This window comes from Hungatella hominis, from assembly GCF_014288005.1.
Lineage (GTDB): Bacteria > Bacillota > Clostridia > Lachnospirales > Lachnospiraceae > Hungatella > Hungatella effluvii.
In genome coordinates, this window is record NZ_JACOPB010000001.1 from 811,589 (window position 1) to 836,247 (window position 24,659).

Annotated in this window: 19 protein-coding genes and 4 tRNA genes; 20 read left to right on the forward strand and 3 right to left on the reverse strand. The window is 49.4% G+C overall.

Features of this window, described 5'->3' with window-relative positions:
- Positions 1 to 11 precede the first annotated feature (11 nt).
- The 4 genes from H8S75_RS03725 to H8S75_RS03740 are packed head-to-tail and all read left to right on the forward strand — an operon-like array spanning position 12 to position 5,164.
- On the forward strand, positions 12 to 1,424 hold the full coding sequence (locus H8S75_RS03725; RefSeq protein WP_243270159.1) for an ABC transporter substrate-binding protein: 1,413 nt from the start codon (positions 12 to 14) through the stop codon (positions 1,422 to 1,424).
- Positions 1,425 to 1,450: 26 nt separating this feature from the next.
- On the forward strand, positions 1,451 to 2,323 hold the full coding sequence (locus H8S75_RS03730) for a carbohydrate ABC transporter permease (RefSeq protein WP_187019393.1): 873 nt from the start codon (positions 1,451 to 1,453) through the stop codon (positions 2,321 to 2,323).
- Between the two features lie 3 nt (positions 2,324 to 2,326).
- Positions 2,327 to 3,211, forward strand: a complete 885-nt coding sequence (locus H8S75_RS03735; RefSeq protein ID WP_207729063.1) for a carbohydrate ABC transporter permease — start codon at positions 2,327 to 2,329, stop codon at positions 3,209 to 3,211.
- A 6-nt stretch (positions 3,212 to 3,217) separates the two neighbouring features.
- The gene (locus H8S75_RS03740) at positions 3,218 to 5,164 is read left to right on the forward strand and encodes a sialate O-acetylesterase (protein WP_187019394.1); all 1,947 of its coding nucleotides are present in this window, start codon (positions 3,218 to 3,220) and stop codon (positions 5,162 to 5,164) included.
- Positions 5,165 to 5,217: 53 nt separating this feature from the next.
- Here the strand turns inward: H8S75_RS03740 and H8S75_RS03745 are convergent.
- Positions 5,218 to 5,301 (reverse strand) — tRNA-Leu (locus H8S75_RS03745).
- Between the two features lie 157 nt (positions 5,302 to 5,458).
- Between H8S75_RS03745 and H8S75_RS03750 the strand changes: the two genes are divergently transcribed.
- The 14 genes from H8S75_RS03750 to H8S75_RS03815 all read left to right on the forward strand — a co-directional run bounded on the left by H8S75_RS03750 (position 5,459) and on the right by H8S75_RS03815 (position 19,652).
- Positions 5,459 to 5,542 (forward strand) — tRNA-Leu (locus tag H8S75_RS03750).
- A 400-nt stretch (positions 5,543 to 5,942) separates the two neighbouring features.
- On the forward strand, positions 5,943 to 7,247 hold the full coding sequence (locus H8S75_RS03755) for a sensor histidine kinase (RefSeq protein ID WP_187019396.1): 1,305 nt from the start codon (positions 5,943 to 5,945) through the stop codon (positions 7,245 to 7,247).
- Complete coding sequence (locus H8S75_RS03760) at positions 7,222 to 8,025, forward strand: response regulator (RefSeq protein WP_187019398.1); 804 nt, start codon at positions 7,222 to 7,224, stop codon at positions 8,023 to 8,025. The genes H8S75_RS03755 and H8S75_RS03760 overlap by 26 nt, the downstream gene beginning before the upstream one ends.
- Positions 8,026 to 8,175: 150 nt before the next feature.
- Complete coding sequence (locus H8S75_RS03765; protein ID WP_187019400.1) at positions 8,176 to 9,849, forward strand: sensor domain-containing diguanylate cyclase; 1,674 nt, start codon at positions 8,176 to 8,178, stop codon at positions 9,847 to 9,849.
- Between the two features lie 14 nt (positions 9,850 to 9,863).
- The gene (locus tag H8S75_RS03770; protein WP_187019401.1) at positions 9,864 to 10,241 is read left to right on the forward strand and encodes a response regulator; all 378 of its coding nucleotides are present in this window, start codon (positions 9,864 to 9,866) and stop codon (positions 10,239 to 10,241) included.
- Positions 10,242 to 10,301: 60 nt separating this feature from the next.
- Positions 10,302 to 12,230 carry a sensor domain-containing diguanylate cyclase gene (locus tag H8S75_RS33045; RefSeq protein WP_187019403.1) on the forward strand — a complete coding sequence of 643 codons (1,929 nt, stop codon included), beginning with the start codon at positions 10,302 to 10,304 and terminating at the stop codon, positions 12,228 to 12,230.
- A 31-nt stretch (positions 12,231 to 12,261) separates the two neighbouring features.
- Complete coding sequence (locus tag H8S75_RS03780) at positions 12,262 to 13,764, forward strand: ABC transporter substrate-binding protein (RefSeq protein ID WP_187019405.1); 1,503 nt, start codon at positions 12,262 to 12,264, stop codon at positions 13,762 to 13,764.
- A 58-nt stretch (positions 13,765 to 13,822) separates the two neighbouring features.
- A tRNA-Leu gene (locus tag H8S75_RS03785) sits at positions 13,823 to 13,906 on the forward strand.
- Positions 13,907 to 14,016: 110 nt separating this feature from the next.
- Positions 14,017 to 15,486: a histidine kinase gene (locus H8S75_RS03790; RefSeq protein ID WP_187019407.1), complete on the forward strand. Its 1,470-nt coding sequence runs from the start codon at positions 14,017 to 14,019 to the stop codon at positions 15,484 to 15,486.
- Between the two features lie 73 nt (positions 15,487 to 15,559).
- A complete protein-coding gene (locus H8S75_RS03795; protein WP_187019409.1) occupies positions 15,560 to 16,339 on the forward strand; it encodes a response regulator transcription factor in 780 nt (259 codons plus the stop codon).
- Positions 16,340 to 16,627: 288 nt separating this feature from the next.
- Positions 16,628 to 17,641: a TRAP transporter substrate-binding protein gene (locus H8S75_RS03800; RefSeq protein WP_187019410.1), complete on the forward strand. Its 1,014-nt coding sequence runs from the start codon at positions 16,628 to 16,630 to the stop codon at positions 17,639 to 17,641.
- Positions 17,642 to 17,643: 2 nt separating this feature from the next.
- Entirely contained in the window at positions 17,644 to 18,147 is a 504-nt protein-coding gene (locus tag H8S75_RS03805) for a TRAP transporter small permease (RefSeq protein WP_025532038.1), read from the forward strand.
- The gene (locus H8S75_RS03810) at positions 18,144 to 19,451 is read left to right on the forward strand and encodes a TRAP transporter large permease (protein WP_187019412.1); all 1,308 of its coding nucleotides are present in this window, start codon (positions 18,144 to 18,146) and stop codon (positions 19,449 to 19,451) included. Before H8S75_RS03805 ends, H8S75_RS03810 begins: the two co-directional genes overlap by 4 nt.
- A 117-nt stretch (positions 19,452 to 19,568) precedes the next feature.
- Positions 19,569 to 19,652 (forward strand) — tRNA-Leu (locus H8S75_RS03815).
- A gap of 105 nt (positions 19,653 to 19,757) precedes the next feature.
- Here the strand turns inward: H8S75_RS03815 and H8S75_RS03820 are convergent.
- Positions 19,758 to 21,416 carry a sensor domain-containing diguanylate cyclase gene (locus H8S75_RS03820; protein ID WP_187019414.1) on the reverse strand — a complete coding sequence of 553 codons (1,659 nt, stop codon included), beginning with the start codon at positions 21,414 to 21,416 and terminating at the stop codon, positions 19,758 to 19,760.
- A 174-nt stretch (positions 21,417 to 21,590) separates the two neighbouring features.
- Between H8S75_RS03820 and H8S75_RS03825 the strand changes: the two genes are divergently transcribed.
- Together H8S75_RS03825 and H8S75_RS03830 are read left to right on the forward strand one after the other, a co-directional pair.
- On the forward strand, positions 21,591 to 22,334 hold the full coding sequence (locus H8S75_RS03825; protein WP_055653012.1) for an ABC transporter ATP-binding protein: 744 nt from the start codon (positions 21,591 to 21,593) through the stop codon (positions 22,332 to 22,334).
- 1 nt (position 22,335) lies between these two features.
- A complete protein-coding gene (locus H8S75_RS03830; protein ID WP_187019416.1) occupies positions 22,336 to 23,262 on the forward strand; it encodes a SufB/SufD family protein in 927 nt (308 codons plus the stop codon).
- A gap of 88 nt (positions 23,263 to 23,350) precedes the next feature.
- Here H8S75_RS03830 and H8S75_RS03835 read toward each other — a convergent pair whose 3' ends face one another.
- Positions 23,351 to 24,583 (reverse strand): 6-phosphofructokinase, encoded by a 1,233-nt coding sequence (locus H8S75_RS03835; RefSeq protein WP_187019418.1) that lies wholly within the window; start codon positions 24,581 to 24,583, stop codon positions 23,351 to 23,353.
- Positions 24,584 to 24,659: the final 76 nt, after the last annotated feature.

Here is a 24,659-nt window from a genome sequence, read left to right on the forward strand (position 1 = left end):
AAAGAGGTAGTATGATGAAAAAATGGAGTAAAGCAGGTATCGTATGTGCGGCCGTACTGGCAGCGAGCATGGCAATGACCGCGTGCGGCGGCAAGACCGCAGAAACGGGCAATACCGGGGAAGCCGGAAGCACCGGAGCGGCCGGGACGGAGATGGCAGCGGACGGAAAAACACCGGAGGTGTCTAAAGCATCGGGAGAGACCGCGAAATTAAGCTTCTCCTGGTGGGGCAATGACGACCGCCATCAGGCCACACAGAACGCCATCGATGCCTTCAACGCGGCACACGCCGGCGCCATCGAAGTGACCGGAGAGCCTTCCGGCTTCGGCAACCTGGAAGAGACCTTTGCCACCCGTTATGCAGGCGGAACCGCAGCCGATGTCATGACTGTCAACTATCCCTGGGTTATCCAGTACAGTCCAAACGGAGAGGGATTCTACGATCTCGATCAGGTGAAGGACATCTTCGATTTCTCCCAGTACGACGAGGGCTTTTTGGAATTCGGAAAGACGGGCGGCAAGATGCAGGCAGTCCCATACGGCCAGAACACGCTGGGCTTATACGTCAATAAATCTGCATTTGACAGAGCCGGTATCACCGAGCTTCCAACGACGTTCGAGGAATATAAGAAGGCGGCGGAAATCTTTACCCGGCAGGACCCGAATGCGTATATGATCGTCAGCCCGACGTTCCGTTTCGCAGCAGTCTACTATCTGCAGCAGAAGACAGGGAAAGGCGAATTTGCAGAAGATTTAAGCATGAATTACACCGTGGATGACTATAAAGAAGCGCTTCTCTGGTATAAGGACTTAGCGGATGCCCATGTCTTCTGTTCCAGAAAAGATTATATCGAGAATGTAGGCAATGAGCCGGTATCCATTGCCCAGAATGCAAAATATATCAATGGCGGCTACGCTGGCGTATTGGAATGGACCGGAGGAATCGCTTCGAACGCCAAGACGCTGGAGGACAAGGGGGACGAACTGGTGGTAGCGCCGCTCCCTGTGATCGACGGAGCCGTATTTGAAGGAACTATGGCAAAGCCCTCCCTGCTGTTTGCAATCTCCAGGGATTCCAAGAATCCAAAGGAAGCGGCTGAATTTTTACAGTATATCTTAAACGATCCGGAAGGAACGAAGCTCATGGGGTCCACCCGCGGCATGGTGGCTTCCAGAGCGGCCAAGGCTTCCTTAGAGGCAGACGGACAGATCACAGGAGCCGTAAAGCAGGCCTACGATTTTACCGATGTAGCGAAAGTAATCAACAATTCTCCGATATTTGAGAACGCCGTATTTACCAATTCCTATGAAAGTAATTACGAGAAGTTTGAGTTTGGAAAGAGCACGGCCGAGGAAGCTGCGCAGGCCATCTTTGACGCCACCAGCGAGCAGGTTGCAAAACTGAAACAGGACTACGGCAAATAAAGAGCACGCAGGAAGGAGGAGATTCTTTGAGAAAGAGCAAAATGGGTCTGGTGTATATCCTCCCATGGCTGATCGGTATGGTTTTTCTTACCCTGTATCCGTTTATTAACGCGCTGGTTATCAGTTTTACGGATTACAATCTCGTGAGAGAACCGAATTTCATTGGTCTGGCCAACTACACCAAGTTGTTTCAGGATGAGGATTTTTTGAGTACGCTTACCGCAACGTTAAAATACACTGTGATTACGGTGCCGTTACAGCTGGCGTTTGCCCTGTTTATTGCATACATATTGAATTTTAAGCTGAAGGGCATTAACTTTTTCCGGACAGCCTACTATATTCCATCCCTGCTGGGAGGAAATGTGGCGGTGGCGGTGCTGTGGAGATTCCTGTTTCAGCAGGACGGGCTTATCAACCGCATCATCGGCGTTGTGGGGATACAGCCGGTGGCGTGGCTCTCTTCCCCGGGCGGGGCGATGAGCGTCATCATAATCCTGAAGGTCTGGCAGTTTGGTTCTGCAATGCTGATCTTCCTGGCCGCGCTCAAGGACGTACCCCAGGATCTCTATGAGGCAGCCAGCGTGGACGGCTCCACCAAGTTCCATTCCTTTATCCATATTACCATGCCGCTGATTACACCTACGATTTTCTTCAATCTGGTCATGCAGCTGGTCAATGCGTTCCAGGAATTCAACGGCCCGTACCTTGTAACGGGGAAGGGACCGTTAAATGCCACCTATCTGACTTCCATGTATATTTATGACAATGCATTTAAGTACTTTAACATGGGGTATGCCAGTGCCGCCAGCTGGATTCTGTTCCTCATCATCGTGGCTGTGACCCTGATCCTCTTTGCGACACAGGACAAGTGGGTCTATTATTCGGACGGAGGTAATTAGATGATGGAGAAAACGCGAGGATTCAGCGAAATGGAAGTGCGGAGGCACAGACGGGTGGTCATCAGCTCTGTCATCCGTTATATCGTCCTGATTGTCGTGGCGCTCGTCATGATCTATCCGATTATATGGCTGGTGGGCGCTACCTTTAAGAGCAATAATGAAATATTTACTTCGATCAGTTTTATTCCGAAACGGATCGACTTTACTCCCTATATAGAAGGCTGGAAGACGCGGACAAAGTATACGTTCACCACGTTTTTCTTAAATACCTTCCGGTTCGTGGTGCCGAAAATTGTCTTCTGCCTCGTGTCCAGTACGCTTGTCGCGTATGGCTTTGCAAGGTTTGAATTTCCATTTAAGAAGATCTGTTTTTCAATTTTGATGGCTACCATGTTCCTACCGGCCGTCGTGACAAGAATTCCACTCTATATTTTGTGGAAGCAGATGGGACTCCTCAACACGTACGTGCCGCTGATCGCACCGACCATGTTTGCCAATGAACCCTTCTTCGTGTTTATGCTGATTCAGTTCATGCGGTCAATCCCCACGTATCTGGACGAGGCGGCCACAATCGACGGCTGTAATTCCTTCCAGACTCTGATGAGGGTTCTGCTGCCGTCCTTAAAACCAGCGCTGATCAGCTGTACGATCTTCCAGTTCGTATGGAGCTTCAATGATTTCCTTGGGCCGCTGATCTATGTGACCAGCCTGGAAAAGTATCCGGTGGCGCTGGCGCTTAAAATGTCCATCGACCAGAGCAGCGGTATCGTGGAATGGAATCAGATTCTCGCCATGTCATTTCTGGCGCTGCTCCCGGCCCTGATCCTGTTCTTCTCCGCACAGAAATATTTCGTGGAGGGCGTTACATCGACTGGAGTGAAGGGGTGATCGGATATGGAACAGAATGTCCGGCTTTCTGTGACACCGCTCATCTCGGACCATGCGGTGCTCCAGCGGGATGAAGTGATTCCGGTGCACGGTAGGGGAAGAGTCGGAGCCAGGGTGCGGGCAGAGCTGACGCCTGAGTGGGTAAAGGCAGACGGCGTGATTCAGCCGAAATCCGGCTGGGGAGTGGTGAACCCGGCTGGAACGTGGCTGGTGGAGCTGCCTCCGTTTGCAGCAGGAGGACCATACTGCTTGCGGGTTGAATCCGAAAGAGAGGAACGGGAGGTTCATGATCTTTATTTCGGAGATATCTGGGTCATGGCGGGGCAGTCCAATATGCAGCTACCCATGGAACGGGTCAAATACCGGTATCCTGAAGAATATAAAAAGGGCGCATCACCCATGATCCGTCAGTTTACGGTTCCGATTCAGTGGAAATTTGACTTTGACTCTGACTCTGACTCGCTGTCCGGCGGGGAGTGGAAGACGGCCGCGGCGGAACATACTCCGGTATTTTCTGCCGTTGGCTTTTTCTTTGCGCAGAAGCTGTATGAGCGTTACCGTATCCCGGTCGGCCTGATCTTAACCGCGGTAGGGGGAACCCCTGTACAAGCGTGGATGAGTCGGGAGGCGCTCTGCGATTTTCCCGATGAACGGAAGGAACTGGATGCCTGCAGCGATCCCGGGTATGTGGAACGGATACGGAAAGAAGATGAAACACGCATTGCCGCATGGTGGAGGCTGCTGGATGAGAGAGATCAGGGGATTGCGGAGAACTGGGCCGCGGGAGGAGGCAGGCGCTTCTGGAAGAAAATCGGCCTTGCGGACCGCTGGGATGACCGGGAGGACTTAAAAGGCGCCGGAACCGTCTGGCTTCGGAACTGTGTGGAGATTCCCCCCGGTTTAGCGGGTCAGCCGGTCCGAATATCGCTGGGAACAATCACCGATGCGGACTGCCTCTTTATAAATGGGGAAAAGACAGGAAGTACCTCCTACCGATATCCGCCGAGAGAGTATGAGACGACGGCTCTCAGGCCGGGGAGCAACCAGTTTGTGCTGCGCGTCGCGGCCGTCCATGGACAGGGGGGCTTTACGCGAGGCAAGGGCCATCGGCTTATTTGGGAGAACGAAGAGGAGCGGGACATCACCGATGGCTGGGAATACCGGCGAGGGGCGGTGATGGAGCCGTTGAGAGATCAGACTTTTTTTGAACGGAAGCCGGCGGGGATGTACCAGGGGATGATTGCCCCACTGCACCGTGTCCCGGTGAAGGGAATCTGCTGGTATCAGGGCGAGATGAATGCGGATGAGTATGAACGTTACCCCGGATATTTCAAAAGGCTTGTCGAGGACTGGAGGCTGAAATGGAACAGAGCCGGTTTACCGGTACTCTTCGTACAGCTTCCCTGTTATGATCTGGAGGATGGGAAAAACTGGGTAAAGTTCCGGGACATGCAGCGGAAACTGACTTCGGTTCCCGATACGGCCATGGTGGTATCGATGGACTGCGGAGAGGAAAATGACCTGCATCCGGTGAGTAAGAAACCCGTGGGAGAGCGCCTGGCCATGGCGGCGTTTCAAATGGCTTATGGAGAAGATGGAATATGGCTGAGTCCGTTGCTTTCTTACGGTGAAAGGACAACGGAGGGAATGATTCTGCATTTCGATCACTCGGAAGGCGGTCTGGAGACGCTTGACGGAACTGTGCCTGGCGGATTTGAGTACTGTTTTTATGGAGAAGAAGGGAAAGAAGACGGAAGGAAGGTAAGAATGATTCCGGCAGGGGCACGAATCGAAGGAAACACGGTAGTGGTTCCGTGGCCAATGCGGGACAGGCTTCCGGATGCGCTCGTATATTCCTGGTCCAACAACCCGTCAGGAGCCAATCTGTGCAATTCAGTAAAGCTGCCAGCCTCCCCTTTCCTCTGCCAGATAGAGACAGAGAAGAACCATTAGCCCATAGAAGCACAAAAAAAGATGAACCGGTTTTTAACCAGTTCATCTTTTCGTGCGGGAGATGGGACTTGAACCCACACGAGCATTCACCCACAAGATCCTTAGTCTTGCCTGTCTGCCAATTCCAGCACTCCCGCGCAACGAAGATTATGATACCATTTTTAAGAAGAATTGTCAACATTTTTTGAAAAATATATACAAAAAATATTTTCTAAAATATGTAAAAATATGATTGACAGGAAGTCCCTTTTATAATATAATAACTACTGTTGCTGCGAGAGATTGCAGAGACATGCAGAAGTGGCGGAATTGGCAGACGCGCACGGTTCAGGTCCGTGTGGTAGCAATACCGTGAGGGTTCAAGTCCCTTCTTCTGCATTACAGTTAGCAAGGCGAAGAGAGGCATCTCTTCGCCTTTTCCGTATTCTTTTGTCATAGGCGAGAACAGCCGCTCTTCTTGATTCTGTCTTTGTGCGCTACATACATGGCGTCATCGGGCTGTATATTGTAAGTGTCATAGAACTCCTGTAAATTTACGGTTACCCGGTTTATTTATCCTGCAGTCACCGAAAATCGGAGTTGTTGAGTTTGAAAATCCATGGTACTATAAGTATGGCAGTTTTGTTGAAAAAGTAAAGGGGATGCGCATCTGGGCCGGCTGGTGTGTCAGCGCTTTGGTACAATATCCTGAAACAAATAAATAGTTCCGTGACAGCTCACGATGTGGAGCGTTACGGTTAGAGAGGAAATGTAAACGTTTTTTCGTTTGAATATACCTATGATGATTACGAATCTCCAAATCAATGCGCTGGCTGCCGTAGTGATACTGCTGATCTTGGCAAATAACCGGAACAGTCCCGTCTGCCCTCCGGAAAATAGATCCTTTCGGCTGCTGCTGATACATCTGTTGATTTTGCTGGCGCTGGATTCAGCCATGTGGTCGGTGAACCTCCAGCAATTTCCAGGAGCACGTATGCTCAATCTTATCGTCAACTATGTTTATTATGCAGAACAGAGCATACTGGGCTACCTATGGGGGATGTACAGCCATCGGCTGACCCGCCTCGAACTGACACCGCAAGGCCGCTGGTTACACCGGCTCCCTCTTGTGACTGGACTTGCCATACTGTGTGCCAATCCGATGACGCAGAGCGTATTTGTGATTAGTGCGGATAATGTTTATTCCAGAGGATGGGGAATTTGGGGAAGTATCTATGCGGTCTGTGCATTTTTTTACCTGATTGAGGCCATGCTTTTAGCTGTCTTCCGGCTTAGCCATCTATCCGATGAGGAACGGAAGGATGGCTGGAACCTGTTGGTCGGCTCTGCATTGCCGGTGTTAGGTGCAGTTCTTCAGATGCTCTGGTACGGTGTGACTGCTATCTGGAGCTTTGGTGCATTGAGCGTGCTTATTCTTTATCTTAACGTACAGTCCCGTCATGCAGCAAAGGCGGAAAAGGAGCTGGAACAAAGCCGCATATCCGTGATGCTCTCTCAAATACAACCGCATTTTTTGTACAATGCACTTTTAGGAATCAAGGAGCTGTGCGATACGGAACCAGGGAAGGCTTCTGATGCATTAGAGCACTTTTCATATTTTTTAAGAGGCAATCTGGATTCGCTGACCATTACGAGGCTGATTCCATTTACCAAGGAGCTGGAGCACATAGAGGATTATCTGTATCTGGAAAAAATGCGCTATGAGGAACGGATTAAGATTGAGTGGAAAATTGAATATAAAGACTTTATGCTGCCTCCGCTGACGCTGCAGCCGATTATAGAGAATGCAGTGCGTCACGGCATCACTAAAAAGAACGAGGGCGGCAAGCTGACGATCCGTACGGAACAGAATGAGGACAGCATCCTTATCACTGTACGTGATGATGGAGCAGGGTTTGATATCAATGAGCCGAAAAATGACGGCAAGACGCACATTGGTATTGAAAATGTCAGGAAACGGCTGGAGATGATGTGCGGTGGTGCTCTGATGGTCAAAAGCGAAAAAGAAGTTGGCACAGAGGTAACAATAATCCTGCCGCAAAGGAGGGGGGATCCGGGTGAAAATTATAGCGGTGGACGATGAGCGTCTGGCTCTTGATAACTTTGTAAAGCTGTTAAAAAAGGTTGAGTCAGAGGCTGAGATTATCAGCTTTATAAAGCCCGCCGATGCGATGAAATACCTGTCGCAGAACCGGGTGGATATTGCATTTCTGGATATTGAAATGGGAGAACTGAACGGAATCGCTTTGGCGAAAAAATGTAAGGACCTCTGTCCCGTGGTCAACATAATCTTTGTGACAGGATATTCCCGGTATATGTCGGATGCTTTTCGGCTTCATGTTAGCGGATACCTGTTGAAGCCTGTGCGGGAAAGGGATCTGCGCGCGGAAATCGACAACCTTCGGTTTCCCGTATCCCATGTACCGACGAAGCGGGTTCGTGTGCAGACCTTTGGGCATTTTGAAGTGTTTGTGGACGGCAGACCCCTTAATCTTCCCCGTGCCAAAAGCAAGGAATGCCTTGCCTATCTGATTGACCGCAAGGGTGCGCGTCTTACGGTGGCAGAGATTGCTTCCGTCCTATGGGAAGATAAAGTAAATGACATTAATACGCAGAATAATGCGCATCAGGTCATTTTTACATTGATGAAAGCACTTAAAGATGCAGGGATAGAAGATATTGTTATTAAGAGCCGAAGGGAAATCGCCATTGATGTTTCTAAGGTGGACTGCGATTATTATGCGGCGATCAGCGGGGATATGACGCAGATGAATGCCTTTTCAGGGGAATACATGACTAATTACAGCTGGGCAGAATTTACGCTGGGAGAACTTATCAGTAAAACGAATCATGAGAAATAAATATTTTAAAAATCCGGTAAGCAGCGGTGGCTGTCTTACCGGATTTTTTTTGTACCAGAATCGGTTTTGTAAGAACTGTGTAAGGAAGGAGTCTTATAATAGAATTATATTGAACGGAAAAGTTTAATCTGCTGGATAAGGAGAATCGAGATGAAATCAATTCAAACAAAGTTTATTGCTTTGATTTTAGGGTGTGTACTTCTTTCTTCCGCGGTCATTGGCGGTGTGGGTATTTTTACTGCTAAGACCGTTGTGGACGAAGATTCGGCACGGATTATGAATCTGCTATGCTCAGAAAAAGCGCAGGAGATTAATGCCCTCTTATCGCGTATTGAACAGTCGGTGAATACGCTGGCCGTATATGCGGTAGGGGAACTGGACAGTGTGGAGAGTCTTCGGACAGATGATGCATATATTGACGCTTATACACAGAAAATCCAGTCTGTCGCGATCAACGCAGCTAACAACACGGAGGGAGCGCTGGCGGTTTACCTGCGCTTTAATCCGGATTTCGGGAAACCGACTTCCGGGCTTTTCTGGAGTAAGACAGCCCAGAACGGTAACTTTCAGGAGTTTGTGCCAACAGATTTTTCCCGCTACAGCCCGGAGGATGTGGAGCATGTCGGCTGGTACTATCTGCCGGTAAAAAACGGGAAAGCCATTTGGATGGAGCCTTATCAAAACCAGAATATCAATGTGGAGATGATTTCCTATGTGGTACCGCTGTATGTGGACAATGTAACGGTAGGCGTAGTCGGGATGGACATCAACTATGACGTCATACGCGAGATTGTAGGAAGTATCCGGGTCTATTCCAGCGGTTACGCTTTTTTAACGGACAAACAGGCAAATATTATGTACCATCCGGAATTTCCCATAGGTACCTCCATCTCGAGCATGGGAAGCAGCCTGCGTTCTGTGGCGGATGAACTTCTGAATATGGGCGGAGGCAGTTACCTCTTTTCTTACACCATGCGGGATGAAGCCAGGAAACTGGCATTTTGCAGTCTGCAAAACGGTATGAGACTGGGAATAACGGCGCCCACAGCAGAAATTGATGCGGCAAAAAACAGGATGATTCTGCAATGCGTTATCGTGTTGACGGTTTTCCTTGCGTTGTCGCTACTGCTGACGGTGCTTATGACGCGCCGGATAATCCGTCCCTTAAAGGAGCTTAACGAGGCGGCCAAAAAAATTGCCGAGGGGGATCTTTCGATTGCTCTGACCCATCAAACCAAGGATGAAGTGGGGATGCTCGCAGACAGTTTCCAACAGACCGTCAATCATTTGCAGAAGTACATTAATTATATTAATGGTCTTGCTTACCGGGATGGACTGACCGGAGTAAAAAACAAGACTGCTTATCAGGAAACCGTCATCAGACTGGAGGAGCAGACCCGGATTGGCAGACCGCAGTTTGCCGTTGTGGTGTTTGATATCAACGGCTTGAAGGAAATCAATGACACAAACGGCCATGATTTTGGTGATATGCTGATTATTGACGCCTGTAAGATTATCTGCAAGGTATTTAAGCACAGTCCAGTCTACCGCATTGGAGGTGACGAATTTGTAGTGATTTTAGAAGATGCAGACTACCAGCACTACAATGAGCTGCTGGTACGGTTTCAGGGGGCGCTGGAGGAGTTTAACCAGTACGCGCGGCCTGACGGACAGATTTCCGTTGCCAGGGGAATTGCGCTTTATGAGGAAGAAACTGATTTGACCTTTAGTGATGTTTTCAAGCGGGCGGACGAATCCATGTATCAGAATAAAGCGATTATGAAACGACAGAAAGCAGAAGTAAAAGTGACAGATAGAGTATAGGAGGCAAACGTATCATGGTCATTGCAGCAGTTGATCCCAATAAAAAGGATTTAGCAAAACTGGTCAGATTCTTAAGAATGGTTTTTCCCGGATGCGAGGTCGTGATGTTCTCTGACCCTGCATTTGCTGAGCAATACATAAAAGATAATCCCATTGATGTGCTCTTCACGGAGATTCCCATGCTTGGGCTGACGGGACTAAGACTGCAGATAAAATGTGAAGCCGTTCAGCCTGGCGTGCTGACCGTGTTTACCACCGCTACAGACACTTATGTGGGTGAGGCGCTTAAGTCCCGTGCACAGGGATATATTATAAAGCCAGTGACAAGAGAAGCGATTCGGGAGTCATTGAATGATACGAAATACAGTTCCAGGCAGCTGGGAGGCATTTAATATAAGAGGTGTGATTATGGCTGTATGATCAAATAGAATACGGAATACCGAGGCTGTGCTATGAATCTAAGAAAACAATTATTTACATCGTTTCTCATGCTGGCAATGCTGCCGCTGGCCGCGGTGGGCATATATATATTTGCCACAAATCTTGTACTGGCCTTTGATCTCCATGAACAAAATCTGCGCGATTCCACGCAGATTCAGGCAGAGCTGGTGGAAGAAAATATCAACCGGCTTATGGTGCGAGCCAGAAAGTTTGTGTTATCCCAGGAGGTAAAACGCGTCTGTGAGAATAACTCGCGCCGGGGGGAAGGCACCATCAGTGAATTATCAGATGATATTCTGAACTTTACGGATGAAACGCTGGACAATGTGGCTATTTTTGCCCTTTTAGACCTGGAGGGAGAGATTATCTACTCTTCCGGTTCTGTCAGCGACAGCCGCGTGCTAAAGGCCAATCTGCCAACGCTGTCACAGTTGGAGCAACAGCTTGTAAGCGAAATCCCGTTTACAGACCCAGGCAACAGCATTGTAATTTACACGCCGGTACAGGAAAACAAAACAGCCGTGGGAACATTAGTCATCGTGTGCCGGACGGATTATATTTTAAAACTCATCAGCAGCCACCGCCAGTTGGAATCCTCCAACGCCCTGATTTACTGCAGAGAACATCATCAGATCATTACCTCAAAACAGGACGTGTCTGGCTCTCTGTCGGAATTGGACCTGAAAGTGGGAGAAGAAAGTCGGGGGTCCCTGCTTTGCAAAATGAATGACCAGTACAATCTGGTCTATTACCAGAGTCTTTCAAAGACACCCTGGGTCCTGGTAAGTACCGTAGATACAGCACAGATTTTCTCCCAGGTAAAGAACTATGGAATGATTAACATAGCAGCGCTGCTGGCGGTATTCTTCATAATTATAATCCTGTCCAGAAATCAGAGCAGAAAAATGCTGTATCCGCTGGATCAACTGCTCGGGGCTGTAGAAGAATTTTTTCTGAATGGAGCGACAAAATTCCCCGAGGCGGATATAGACCCTAAAACTGAAATTGGGTACCTGGCCGAAAAATTCTCTAATCTGTCAGATGAGATGACACTGGTTCAGGATAAAATCAGGGAGAGCAACTACCTTTATGCTGCGCTGCTCATGGCAACCTATGAATTTCGCATTGTTATTGATTTTCAGGCGGACACTGTAGAATGCTCTTCCGGGAGACTGTCGGCACGGATTGATGATATGCAGGGCCGGACGGCGTCAGAACGGGTGCTGGCACTGTTTTCAGAAGAAGGGCAGGATATATCGCCGGATACTGTCCTGTATCGTATTGTATGCGGAAAGCTGACGGAACCCATGGAGACGGAAACCCGCTTCAGCATAAAAGAAAATGAAATAAGAAAATGGTACCGAGTAGTAGCGGTCCCTGTCATTCAGGGAACTGACGTCTGGAGGGCAGCACTTCACTTTGAGGATATTACGGATAAGAAGCTGGAGGAATTACGGCTGATTCAATCCTCGCAGACAGACCCGCTCTGCGGGCTTTACAATAAGACGGCATTTCCGCTGCACTGCAAGCTGTCAAGAGAGGGACGGCAGGATGCTGTGTTTTTTATCGATCTTGATAAATTTAAGCAGGTCAATGATACTCTGGGACATGCGGCAGGTGATGAGGCCTTAATATCTACGGCACAAGCCATTCGCGCGCAGTTCCGTGAGTGCGATGTGGTTGGCCGTTTCGGGGGGGATGAATTCGTCGTATTTGCACCGTGCATCGGAAGAGAGATGGCAGAGCAAAAGGCAGAGCGGTTGGTGCAGACGGTCTCTTTTCTGCTGGATGCGCCGCACGGCGGTCAGATCCATCTGACAGCCAGTGTCGGAGTTTATATGGTAACGCCGCCCGGAACACTGGATGATGCTGTGGGGCGCGCTGATGAAGCCATGTACCGTGCGAAAGAAAAGGGCCGCTCCCAGTACTGCATCATGTAATATAATAGAAAAGCGAGAGGATAAGAATGGTATGAAAAAACGAATCAGCAAATTACTGTATCTTTTGATGCCGGCGGTTTTCCTGTTGGGAGGCTGCGGCACACAAAAAGAGGATATGGTTCCCATTAAGGTGGGAATCACCGATGACATCGTATCTTTGGATGTGGCCGGTACCAAAGATATTTTATCTGAGACTGTGGGGCGCTGCGTATTCTCCACCCTTTATACTTTTGATGAAAAGCTCAATCTGTCACCCTGTCTGGCCGAAAATGCCGAACAGGTCTCAAAGCTGGAGTGGATCTTTAAGCTTCGGGACGATGTGAAATTTCATGATGGGACGCCGCTCACTGCTTCTGACGTAGTTTTCAGCATACACCGCGCCATGAACATCGAGAAAGCGGAGCAGTCTCTGCTGGTTATTGCAGATATCGAGGCGCTTAATGATAAGACAGTCAAGGTAACCACTACAGACCAAATGAACAACCTGCCGACACTTTTTGTGCGTACCAGTACCTCCGTTATGTCCGAAAAAGCCATGTCAAATCCTAACTACGACGTGAATAAGCCTGTAGGCTCCGGACCTTTCAAGGTGATAGAGCGCACAGAGAGGAAAGAGATCCGGCTGGAGCGGTTTGACGATTATTTTGGAGGTGCAGCCAAAAGCAGATATTTAAGCTTTGTGGTGGAACCATCCGAACCAAACAGTACGGCCATGCTTCTCAATGGAAAGCTGGATGTCCTATACAGGGTAGCGGCCAATGACGGCGATTATCTGGATTTAAATGAGTCTGTGAATCTTTATCAGACAGACTCTACAAAGACAGAACTGCTGATTCTGAATCCCAGGGTGGCGCCCATAAACGATATCCGTGTCCGCCAGGCCATTGCCTGTGCGATTGACAAACACAGTATTATCGATAACGTGCTTTCCGGCTTTGGCAAAGCGCAGAGCAGTATCATTCCTGCACCGATACTGGGCTTTGCTGACTTCAAGGAATACTCCTATAACCCGGATAAAGCCAGAGAATTGCTGGCACAGGCGGGATACCCGGATGGATTTGATTTTACCGTACTTACCTTTGATTCTCAGAGAAAAAAGCTGATGGAGTATCTGAAGATGGACTTTGCTGAGGTGAACATCAACTTGAATTATGAATTTTTAGAGCTGCAGGAATACCTTGATATTGTGGGCAAGGGAACTCAGATGGGCAGTATCATGAGTTGGACGAGCAACCCCGATCCGGACAGTACGCTGACACAGCTTTATTCCAAAGCAGGTCATCCTACCGTGAACCAGAGCGGATTCACCGATCCCAGAGTGGAAGAGCTGCTGGAGCAGGGGCGTATGGAGATCAATACAGAAGCCCGGGAGGCGATCTATCAGGAAGCAAATCAGATCATTGCAGGCAGCTACTATGCAGTCCCGCTTTACCAGCCGGCAGTTTTGGTTGCGGCGCGCGCTGACATCGCAGGTGTCTGTGTAAATCCACAGGGTATTTTTTGTTATGAAAAACTTTATCGGAAGAATCAATAATAAAAATTGCAAAACATATTGACATTTTGTCCATTTATTGGTATTATAATATGGCTGTGCGGGAGTGCTGGAATTGGCAGACAGGCAAGACTAAGGATCTTGTGGGTGAATGCTCGTGTGGGTTCAAGTCCCATCTCCCGCATGATAAGAGCGAAGGCTCAGGTGAGGATTTTGTGAAAGGTGAAAGCCTTTTATGAAATCCTTTTTTCGATTTACCGATACAGCGGTATGCTGCAGGGAAAGGACAGTTTGATGGACAGGGTAAAGGGAAATGGATCATTTGGAGATAAGATACGCAGGACGTGGCTCTCGCTTCCCCTGCGCAAAAAGGTGGGCGCAATTACGGTGCTCGCCGCATTTGCGGTGTCATTTTCGATCCTGATGAACCTTGTGACCGCAGGCTTTGGCATGAACGGGTTTAGGAAGATCCTGGAGGACAATTCCCGCAGCGCTTCCTTTCAGGCGGCGATGGAGACGGAGAGCCGGACGTTTAAGACCATGATCCGGGACCGTTCAGAGGATAACAGAGCCGCTTACGACGAGGCGTGCGGTGCTGCGAGAAAGGCCCTGGAGGCTCTGCCGTACGATTACGGCGAGATCGGGCGGGAACGTTTCGCAAAGACGTGGTCCGTGAAAAACAGCTACGATACGTATGAGAAGAGGAAGGCCGAGCTGCTATCGATGTCTGAGGATGACCCTGAGTACGTTCAGAAGCTGTATGAGATCTATCAGATGCAGAACTACATTAAGAGCTATGCCGGAAGCCTTCAGGAGATGAATGTGGCCGCGGGAATCCGGAGATATGAAAAGCAGATTCCGCTGTTTCTCCTGATTCCGGTGCTGACGATTCTCTGGGGATCGCTTGCGCTGGCGGCCGTCCTATGGCTGAATCGGTCGGTTGGCAGGCACATTGTCAGGCCGGTGCAGGCGCTGGCGGAGGATTCCAGACGGATCGCGGAAAATGATTACAGCGGCCCTCCCGTTTCAACGGAATGTGAAGATGAGATTGCGGATCTCGTCCGGGCGTTCTGCCGGATGAAATGTTCCACACAGGGATATATTGAGACGCTGAAAGAGAAGCACGAGGTCGAGACGCAGCTGGAGGCGGTCCGGCTTCAGATGTTAAAGAACCAGATCAATCCCCATTTTCTGTTCAATACGTTAAATACCATTGCCGGAGCTGCGGAGATGGAGGAGGCGGAGACGACAGAGAAGATGATACAGGCCATGAGCAGGCTGTTCCGCTACAATTTAAAATCTACGGCGTCCGTGATGCCCTTTGAGCGGGAAAAGAAGGTGGTGGAGGATTACATTTACCTTCAGAAGATGCGGTTTGGCAGCAGGATCCGGTATACCTCGGACTGCAGCCAGGATACCATGGAGGTTATGATTCCGGTATTTGCCTTACAGCCGTTGGTGGAGAATGCCATTGTCCACGGCCTTGCGGTAAAGCCGGAAGGCGGACGGCTCCATATCCGGTCATGGATAAGGGGAAAACGAATCTTTATTTCCGTATCCGACACCGGAGCCGGGATTGCGCCGGAGCGGCTTGCAGAAATCCGGAAAGAGCTGAGAAACGGTGAGAGCCAGAAACTGGGAATCGGAGTCAGCAATATCAGCCGGCGGATTAAGACCATGTATCCCGACGGAGAAATGCTGATCGACAGCAGAGAAGGGCGGGGGACTGTCGTGCGCATGGCGTTTACTGTGGCTGAGATGTAGGGGATTATGGTATGGGGGGACAGAGATACAGAAACAGAGGGCAGAAAACAAAGGGGAAAGCGGGGAAAGAACCATGTACCGGGTATTGATTGCAGATGATGAAGAAATAGAGAGGCTGTCCTTCAGCAGGAAGCTCAAAAAGTATTTTGGAGAGAGCTGTGAGGTCTTTCATGCAGAAAACGGCATGCAGGCGATCCTGGCTGTGGATAAGAACGATACGCCTATTGTGATCATGGATATTGGAATGCCGGGGATGAACGGCGTGGAGGCGGCGGAGTGGATCAGAAAGAGCCACCCGGACTGCGTTATTATCTTTTTAACAGCGTATGACGATTTTTCCTATGCGAAGCGGGCGGTTTCCCTCCATGCGCTGGAATATCTCTTAAAGCCGTGTGATGACGAGGAGCTCATCCCGGTGATGGAGGAGGCTATGCGCCAGGTGGATCTATGCGGGGAAGGCATCCGCAGTACCGATGCCGGAACCGACCGGGACGCGGAGGACGACCCCGGTCAGGAACCAGAGAACGGGTACTCCAGAGTAGCTGCCGCCATCCGTGCCTATGTCAGGGAGAACTACAGCCGCGATATTTCCATGCAGGACGCGGCACGCGCCATGAACTATTCAGAGGTATATTTCTGCCGCCTGTTTAAGCAGTGTTTCGATCAGAATTTTACCGCGTATCTGACCCATTTAAGGGTGAAGGAGGCGAAAAAACTGCTGGAGGACCCACGGGCCAATATTAAGGATGTGAGCAGAAGCGTGGGTTACAGCGATTCGAAATATTTCTCAAAAATCTTTAAGCGGATCACAGGTCAGCTGCCGTCGGAATATCGTGACGGTCTTCCGTCATAGAAATAAAACACGCCCTAATGCTGGAAAATTGGGTAATATTACCCTCCTTAATGTCAATATTTTACTGTACACATTTAATCTCCATGGCTTTATAATGTTACTGTTAAGAAAATGTCAAGATCTTAACGATTTCGTAACGCAAAAGCAGCTATGGAGATTTTTTTGCTGTTTTTGCTGCCGGAGAGTATTCCGGCCGTTTCGAAGTATATACATACCTTGGAACGGGGATAAATAGTATGTGAACTATGTAATGTATGAGAAGGAAAGGAATGGAGAGCATTGAAAAAAATGATTAAAAAAGCAGCCGCTGTTTTAATGGCCGCGGCCATGGCGGTATCCTTGACCGGCTGTGGTTCCATCACTTCAGGAAAACGGATTATCCGTATTTCCCACGCACAGTCAGAGACCCATCCGGAGCATCTGGGACTACTGGCCTTTAAGGAATACGTGGAGGAACGGCTGGGGGATAAGTATGAGGTACAGATATTCCCGAATGAGATTCTTGGTTCCGCCCAGAAGGCGATCGAGCTGACACAGACGGGAGCCATCGATTTTGTTGTGGCAGGAACCGCCAACTTAGAGACGTTTGCAGATGTCTACGAAATTTTCAGCATGCCGTATCTGTTTGATTCGGAAGATGTATATAAAACTGTCATGGAAGACTCCGACTACATGGAACAGGTTTACGAGTCCACCGACGAGGCCGGATTCCGCGTGGTTACCTGGTATAATGCTGGTACGAGAAACTTCTATGCAAAAACGCCGATTCGTACTCCTGAAGACTTAAAGGGAAAGAAAATCAGAGTACAGCAGAGCCCGGCCAGCGTTTCCATGGTCAATTCCTTTGGAGCCGCGGCGGCGCCCATGGGCTTCGGCGAGGTTTATACCGCGATTCAGCAGGGCGTGATTGACGGCGCAGAGAACAACGAGCTGGCCCTGACGAATAACAAACACGGTGAGGTTGCAAAATACTACAGCTACAACAAGCATCAGATGGTACCGGACATGCTGGTTGCCAACTTAAAGTTTTTAGAGGGACTGAGCCCGGAAGAGTATCAGATCTTTAAGGACGCGGCAGCGCTTTCAACGGAAGTGGAGATGAAGGAATGGGATAAGAGCATCGAGGAGGCGAAGAAGATCGCCACAGAAGACATGGGCGTGGAATTCATCGATGTCGATGTGGATGCCTTTAAGGAAAAAGTACTTCCGCTCCATGAGAAGATGCTGAACGACAATCCGAAAATCCGCAATTTTTACAAGCATATTCAAACCGTTAATGAACAGGCGAAAGGGGAAGAGTAAGAATGGAAGCATTGCATAAAATCAGAGAAGTCCTGATGAAGATTCTGGGACTGTTCATTATTTTCCTGTTTGCCATGATGACGATCATCGGCACATACCAGATTGTTACGAGATACTTTTTTAACCGGCCAAGCACCGTGTCGGAGGAGCTTCTGACGTATTCCTTCACCTGGATGGCTCTGCTCGCCTCCGCTTATGTATTTGGAAAACGGGACCATATGAGAATGGGCTTCCTGGCCGATAAAATAACGGGAACTCCCAGAAAAGTACTGGAGACAGCCATCGATTTTCTGACCTTTGCGTTTGCGGCGGTCGTCATGGTTTACGGAGGAATCTCCATCACGAAGCTGACCATGATCCAGACGACGGCCTCCCTTCAGGTTCCCATGGGATACATCTACATGATTGTGCCGGTGACGGGAATTCTGATTATGTTTTTTAGCTTTACCAATGCCATGGACATGCTGCATGGCGATTTCAGTGAGAAGGGAGAGGCGAGAGTATGAATATAGCGGTTGCATGCGGACTGATTATCCTGGTCCTCTTAGTGATTATGCTGCTGGCCGGCGTACCGATCGCGGTGGCTCTGGCGGTTTCCTCTATCTGTGCGATTTTGCCGGTTCTCAATACGGGAGCGGCGGTACTTACGGGAGCACAGCGTATCTTTTCAGGAATCTCAGTGTTCAGCCTTCTCGCCATTCCGTTCTTTATCCTGGCGGGAAATATCATGAACAAAGGCGGAATCGCGATCCGTCTCATTAATTTTGCAAAACTGTTTACCGGAAGAATTCCGGGAGCACTGGCTCATACCAATGCGGTTGCCAACATGCTGTTCGGAGCTATTTCCGGTTCCGGTACCGCGGCGGCCTCAGCCATGGGTTCCATCATCGGACCGATCGAGGAGGAAGAGGGATACGACCGTGATTTCTCGGCGGCGGCCAATATTGCGACGGCGCCAACCGGCCTGCTCATTCCTCCCAGCAACGTTATGATTACCTTCTCCTTAGTCAGCGGCGGAACCTCCGTTGCAGCGCTTTTCATGGCGGGCTATATCCCCGGCATCCTCTGGGGCCTTGCCTGTATGGCCGTTATTTTCTATTTTGCGAAAAAACGCGGATACCGCAGCACCAGACGGTATTCCATGAGCGAGAAAGTGAAAGTATTTTTCCAGGCGATTCCCTGTCTGCTCATGATCATCATCGTAATCGGCGGTATTATCTCCGGTATTTTTACGGCGACAGAGGGAAGTGTGGTTGCGGTGGTATACAGCCTGATCCTGTCCCTGTTCTTCTATAAGTCCATTAAGATTTCAGAGCTGCCGAAGATATTCTTAGACAGTGCGGAGATGACGGGTATCATTATCTTCTTAATCGGAGTCTCCAGCATCATGAGCTGGGTTATGGCATTTACCGGGATTCCGACGGCTGTTTCAGAGGCCATGTTAAGCATCAGCAATAACCGTTACGTTATTCTCTTTATCATCAATATCCTTCTGCTGATTATCGGTACATTCATGGATATGACTCCGGCCTGTCTGATTTTCACGCCGATCTTCCTTCCGATCTGTCAGAAGCTGGGGATGAATACCGTACATTTCGGCATCATGATGATCTTTAACTTATGTATCGGAACCATCACGCCTCCGGTCGGTACGACCCTGTTCGTAGGTGTAAAGGTAGGTAAGACGAAGATTGAAAATGTCATTAAACCGCTTCTTCTTTACTTTGCGGCCATTTTCATCGTCCTTCTGCTGGTCAGCTACGTGCCGATTCTGTCGCTGTGGCTGCCGGGATTACTGGGTTACGTATAACAAAATTGAATTATTTTTAAAAAATTGAAAAAAGTACTTGATTATTTTGGATAAATATAGTAATATAATTGTATGAATTGGACAACCAATTCGTACAATTATATGCTGTATAGCAATGCAGAAGTGGCGGAATTGGCAGACGCGCACGGTTCAGGTCCGTGTGGTAGCAATACCGTGAGGGTTCAAGTCCCTTCTTCTGCACGAAAGATGCACAGAACAAAAGCGGCGGTATCGTAAATGATACCGCCGCTTTTGTTCTGTGAGCCTTCAGGCCGCTGATAAAATATCATAACAGTCTGTCTTGCATCAATCCATATCCTCCGACATGCTCATACCCGGTTCGTACACGGCGTACTGGTTGCGACCGTGCAGCTTAGCATGGTACAGGGCGATATCGGCCTTCTCATAGAGTGCTTCAAAGGTAGTCCCATCCTCGGGGAAGGCCGCGGTGCCGATGCTGCCGGATATATGTGCTTCCGGCTCCAGGGCGCTGCCGATCAGGCTGCAGAGATTCTCCAGGCGGGCATATAAGTCCATGGAGTAGGAGACGTCCTTCAACAGTATGATGAATTCGTCTCCGCCCAGGCGTCCGAAGACATCATCACGGCGGAGCGCTGATTTTAAGCGCGCGGCCGCGGTGCGGAGGGCCTTGTCTCCAAACTGGTGGCCGTACCGGTCATTGATCTGTTTAAAACGGTCGATATCCAGCATGATCAGAATGTGGTGGTCCTGGCTGTTCTTCAGAATATGGCGGATAGCGCGGACCGAGGTGCCGCGGTTTAACAGGCCCGTTAAGGAATCCTGCTTCGACATTTCCTGGAGTGTAAGGGCTTCTTTCTTCTCTTCGTCGATGTCCTTAATCAGGATAAATGCTTTGATGGTATCGGTGTACGGATCGGGAACGATCTGAATCAGCCCCAGGCACCAGTAAGCGGTGCCGTCGGGACGGAGTCTTCTGTGTTCCGTCTGAAGGGAGCGGTTGCCGTGGTAGTAGTGGTAGAGCAGCTGGTTGCGGTTAAACACCTTTAAGTAGTTTTCGCGGTCCTCTTCATATATGAAGTGTTCCGCGATATAATTGATGATGTCCGAGAAGGTGTTCCGGGCGTATTCCGGAAGGGTGGAGGTGAGCTCGCCCAGGATTTCCTCAAACAGATCGTATTTAAGATTGTATTCGTAATAGCCGATACAGTCTTTTTTTTGTTCGTTCATGTACTCCATCCATTTTTGGTAGGCAAGTTCTTTTTCATACTGCCCGGTAATATCCTGATAGGAGATAATACTTCTTAACGGTTCCCGGTTCTGTCCGTATATGAGTGAGTAGCAGGCGGAAAACCAGTGGTATTCCCCGCTTTTCATTTTCATGCGGATGATCGATTTCCCTTCGGGGACTCCACTTTCCATAGAATTGTAAAAGTCCAGAAATTCCTGGACGCTCTCTCGGTGGATAATACCGTTCTCGATGATAAAATCAGGGGTTGGCGGGAATGAAATGGGACCGGGAAATGAAAATGCTGAATCGGGTGGCTGACAGAGAGTTTTCGACGGAATGTCGTAAATGCTGATGTTGCATCCGGAGTGCCGGCTGGCGAGGCGGTACTGCTCCTCACGGATGAGTAATTCTTCCTGACGTTTCTTTCTGTCACTGATGTCGATGATGATACCGTAGAGAACCTCTTCTCCGCCTCCGGGGACGTAGTTTATGCGGATGAGGTACCAGCAGGAGTCTCCTCCCTCTGCCGGACTTCGGAATTCCAGTTCAAAACGCGCAGGTGAATTCCCTAAGTGTCCCAGGATTTCTTTCTCCAGTTCCGGATAATCCTGTGGTTCCACGATTTCTTCCAGACGTTTTCCGGCTCCGTTCAGCTGTTTCAGTTCATGGTTCGCATAGAGGACCGGAAAGCCGCTTTCGGCCTTCAGTTTTACAATGCCGCAGGGCATATTGTCGAGTATCATATCGGATTTCATATACATTTCTCCCTTAAGTGTGTTTTCTTATGAATGGTAAAACGGATATTGTTATAAGTGTATGAAGAGGAGGCGGGAAAAAGAACCGATATGAAAAAAAATATAGTAAAGATTGGAAAAATGGTGTATACTAGCATGTGCGGGTGTTTGAGTAAGAGATACAGGAGGAGACATATGCTTACATTAGAAAACCTATCTTTTGGCGTACAGGATGAGAAGAGCCAGAAAGAGATTATCAGGAATTTAAACCTGACTATAGAGAGCAATAAATTTGTCGTCGTCACAGGTCCCAACGGGGGCGGGAAATCGACTCTGGCGAAGCTGATTGCGGGAATTGAGAAGCCGACCGGAGGACGGATTTTACTGGATGGGGCAGATATTACAGAGAAGAACATTACGGAGCGCGCTCAGAGCGGAATCAGCTATGCATTCCAGCAGCCGGTCCGTTTTAAAGGGATTGAAGTATTCGATCTTCTGCGCCTTGCATCGGGAAAAGAGCTTAACATTACGGATGCATGTCAGTATTTATCCGAAGTGGGCTTATGTGCCAAGGATTATATCAAGCGTGAGGTGAATGACAGTTTATCGGGCGGCGAACTAAAGCGGATCGAGATCGCTACCGTACTGGCGCGCGGAACGAAGCTGTCTATTTTCGATGAACCGGAGGCCGGAATCGATTTATGGAGCTTCCAGAACCTGATCGCAGTATTCGAGCGCATGCGTCAAAACATCAAAAATGGATCGATTTTAATCATCTCTCATCAGGAGAGGATTCTGGATATCGCAGACGAGATCGTGGTGATTGCAAACGGTCAGATCAGCATGCAGGGCCCGAAGGATGACATCCTTCCTCATCTTCTGGGGACAGCTTCCGCAGTGGATGCCTGTACGAAGTTTTACAACAAGGAGGAGGCATGACATGGCAAAGATAGATGAGATTCAGAAGCGGCTGTTAGAAGAAGTCGCTGATTTACATGACGTGCCGGAAGGCGCATATAATCTCCGCGCCAACGGCCAGACAGCGGGCCGGAACACGACGGCCAACATCGATATCACATCGAAGGACGACGGCACCGGCATCGATATTCATATTAAGCCGGGTACGAAGCATGAGAGTGTTCATATCCCGGTTGTGTTAAGCGATAGCGGCTTAACCGAGGTGGTTTATAATGATTTTTATATCGGAGACGACGCAGACGTGGTGATCGTGGCGGGCTGCGGCATCAGCAACTGCGGGCAGCAGGATTCCCGGCATGACGGAATCCATCGTTTTTACCTGGGAAAGAATTCCAAAGTGAAATACGTGGAGAAACACTACGGTGAGGGCAACGGCAACGGCAAGAGAATCATGAACCCGGGCACGGAGGTGTATCTGGAGGAAAACAGCTACATGGAGATGGAGATGGTCCAGATCAAGGGCGTGGATTCCACAAACCGGAATACGAAGGCCGAGCTTTCAGCCGGCGCGAAGCTGGTTATCCAGGAGAGACTGATGACACACGGCGCTCAGGAGGCGGTGAGCGGATTTGTGGTGAATTTAAACGGGGATGATTCCAGCGCCAACGTCATTTCGCGTGCGGTGGCAAGAGATGATTCGAGACAGACGTTCTTAGCAGAGATCAACGGCAACTCAAGATGCGCCGGCCATTCTGAATGTGACGCCATTATCATGGACCATGCCAACATCAGCGCGATTCCGAAGATCACAGCCAACAACACAGATGCAGCCCTGATCCACGAGGCGGCCATCGGCAAAATAGCGGGAGACCAGATTATCAAGCTGATGACGCTGGGGCTCAGCGAGGCGGAAGCGGAAGCACAGATTGTGAATGGGTTTTTGAAGTAGGAAATGCTGTAATCAGATGAGTGAAATCAATATGTTTAAAAATGCGCGTCAATCCCTTTTGTGTAATGGGATTGACGCGCATTTGCTTTTATTTTTGAACCGGACTCTTACGATAAAGATAAACCGGCCGGCCCGATTCCGTCTTCCTCTGCACTTCACCCTGAATCAAAGGAAGCGCATAATCGATGAACGCCTGCGTCACATCGGTGCCGCGGGGATTCATCCATTCAGATGGAAAGAGTTTTTCCCTGTTGCAGACCTCATTAACATCGACCGTGCCGCATTCCAGATGGTATGGACCGTTTTCATTCCGTATAAAGGAAATCATGCGTCCGGTAAGCCCTGAGACGGCGGCCTTTACGCCTTCACGGCCGGCGAGAACGGATTCCTCGATATCGGTGGCGGAAGCCATCATGCCGGAACAGCGCTGATTAACGTTTAACTCGATGGAACGGACCTTGACGCCGAACTTGTCCCGTATGAAGTTTTCCAGCATCTTACCGCTGCCGGTCAGCATTTTATGGCCGAAGGTGTCGAGCCGGGCGGCATCCGCATATTCACAGATGAACTTGCCCCTGGCGTCGGAAATGCCCTCGGAGATACAGATAACGACAGTGCTGTTCTTCGATAAGGCGGCAGTCACATCCTCTGTAAACTGTTCAAAATCGAAATGCGTCTCCGGAAGATAGATGAGTACCGGGTTGTCCCCCTTGTATTTGCGGGCGAGGGCGCTGGCCGCGGTCACCCAGCCGGCGTGGCGGCCCATCAGTTCCACGATGGTAATGGATTTCTGTTGATAGACGGAGGAGTCCAGAACGATTTCCCGGACCGTATCGGCCACGTACTTGGCGGCGCTTCCGTAACCGGGGGTATGGTCGGTCAGAACGAGATCGTTGTCTATGGTTTTCGGAACACCGATGAAACGGATCTCGCTGTGATGGTGGGAGGCGTAGCGGGACAGCTTGCTGACCGTGTCCATGGAATCATTGCCTCCGATGTAGAAGAAGTATCCGATGTTCATCTTCCGAAACTTCTCAAACAGGGCGGGGTAGAACGGTGAGGATAAGTCTTCCGGCAGTTTATAGCGGCAGGAACCTAAATAGGCCGCCGGTGTTAATTTTAAAAGCTCTAATTCATCTGAAGTTAAATCCGCGGTTAAATCCATGCAGGTACCGGACATATAGCCTTCGATTCCATTAATCATACCGTAGACGTGATCAATGGCTTCCTGGTTTATGCCTTCCCTTATGACGCCGTAGAGGCTCGCGTTGATGACGGCGGTAGGGCCGCCGGACTGGCCAACGATTGCATTTTTCTTCATGTGTATGTTCTCCTTTTTTGACGCTCCTCCTATTCTATAATAGAAACGATGGCTTTGCAACCCCCGCTTTTTGTGA

Coding starts and splice junctions, on each gene's coding strand:
- H8S75_RS03725 (WP_243270159.1), top strand. CDS start 12: ATGATGAAAAAATGGAGTAAAGCAGGTATCGTATGTGCGGCCGTACTG.
- H8S75_RS03735 (WP_207729063.1), top strand. CDS start 2,327: ATGGAGAAAACGCGAGGATTCAGCGAAATGGAAGTGCGGAGGCACAGA.
- H8S75_RS03740 (WP_187019394.1), top strand. CDS start 3,218: ATGGAACAGAATGTCCGGCTTTCTGTGACACCGCTCATCTCGGACCAT.
- H8S75_RS03755 (WP_187019396.1), top strand. CDS start 5,943: ATGATGATTACGAATCTCCAAATCAATGCGCTGGCTGCCGTAGTGATA.
- H8S75_RS03765 (WP_187019400.1), top strand. CDS start 8,176: ATGAAATCAATTCAAACAAAGTTTATTGCTTTGATTTTAGGGTGTGTA.
- H8S75_RS03770 (WP_187019401.1), top strand. CDS start 9,864: ATGGTCATTGCAGCAGTTGATCCCAATAAAAAGGATTTAGCAAAACTG.
- H8S75_RS33045 (WP_187019403.1), top strand. CDS start 10,302: ATGAATCTAAGAAAACAATTATTTACATCGTTTCTCATGCTGGCAATG.
- H8S75_RS03780 (WP_187019405.1), top strand. CDS start 12,262: ATGAAAAAACGAATCAGCAAATTACTGTATCTTTTGATGCCGGCGGTT.
- H8S75_RS03790 (WP_187019407.1), top strand. CDS start 14,017: ATGGACAGGGTAAAGGGAAATGGATCATTTGGAGATAAGATACGCAGG.
- H8S75_RS03795 (WP_187019409.1), top strand. CDS start 15,560: ATGTACCGGGTATTGATTGCAGATGATGAAGAAATAGAGAGGCTGTCC.
- H8S75_RS03800 (WP_187019410.1), top strand. CDS start 16,628: ATGATTAAAAAAGCAGCCGCTGTTTTAATGGCCGCGGCCATGGCGGTA.
- H8S75_RS03805 (WP_025532038.1), top strand. CDS start 17,644: ATGGAAGCATTGCATAAAATCAGAGAAGTCCTGATGAAGATTCTGGGA.
- H8S75_RS03810 (WP_187019412.1), top strand. CDS start 18,144: ATGAATATAGCGGTTGCATGCGGACTGATTATCCTGGTCCTCTTAGTG.
- H8S75_RS03820 (WP_187019414.1), bottom strand. CDS start 21,416: ATGAAATCCGATATGATACTCGACAATATGCCCTGCGGCATTGTAAAA.
- H8S75_RS03825 (WP_055653012.1), top strand. CDS start 21,591: ATGCTTACATTAGAAAACCTATCTTTTGGCGTACAGGATGAGAAGAGC.
- H8S75_RS03830 (WP_187019416.1), top strand. CDS start 22,336: ATGGCAAAGATAGATGAGATTCAGAAGCGGCTGTTAGAAGAAGTCGCT.
- H8S75_RS03835 (WP_187019418.1), bottom strand. CDS start 24,583: ATGAAGAAAAATGCAATCGTTGGCCAGTCCGGCGGCCCTACCGCCGTC.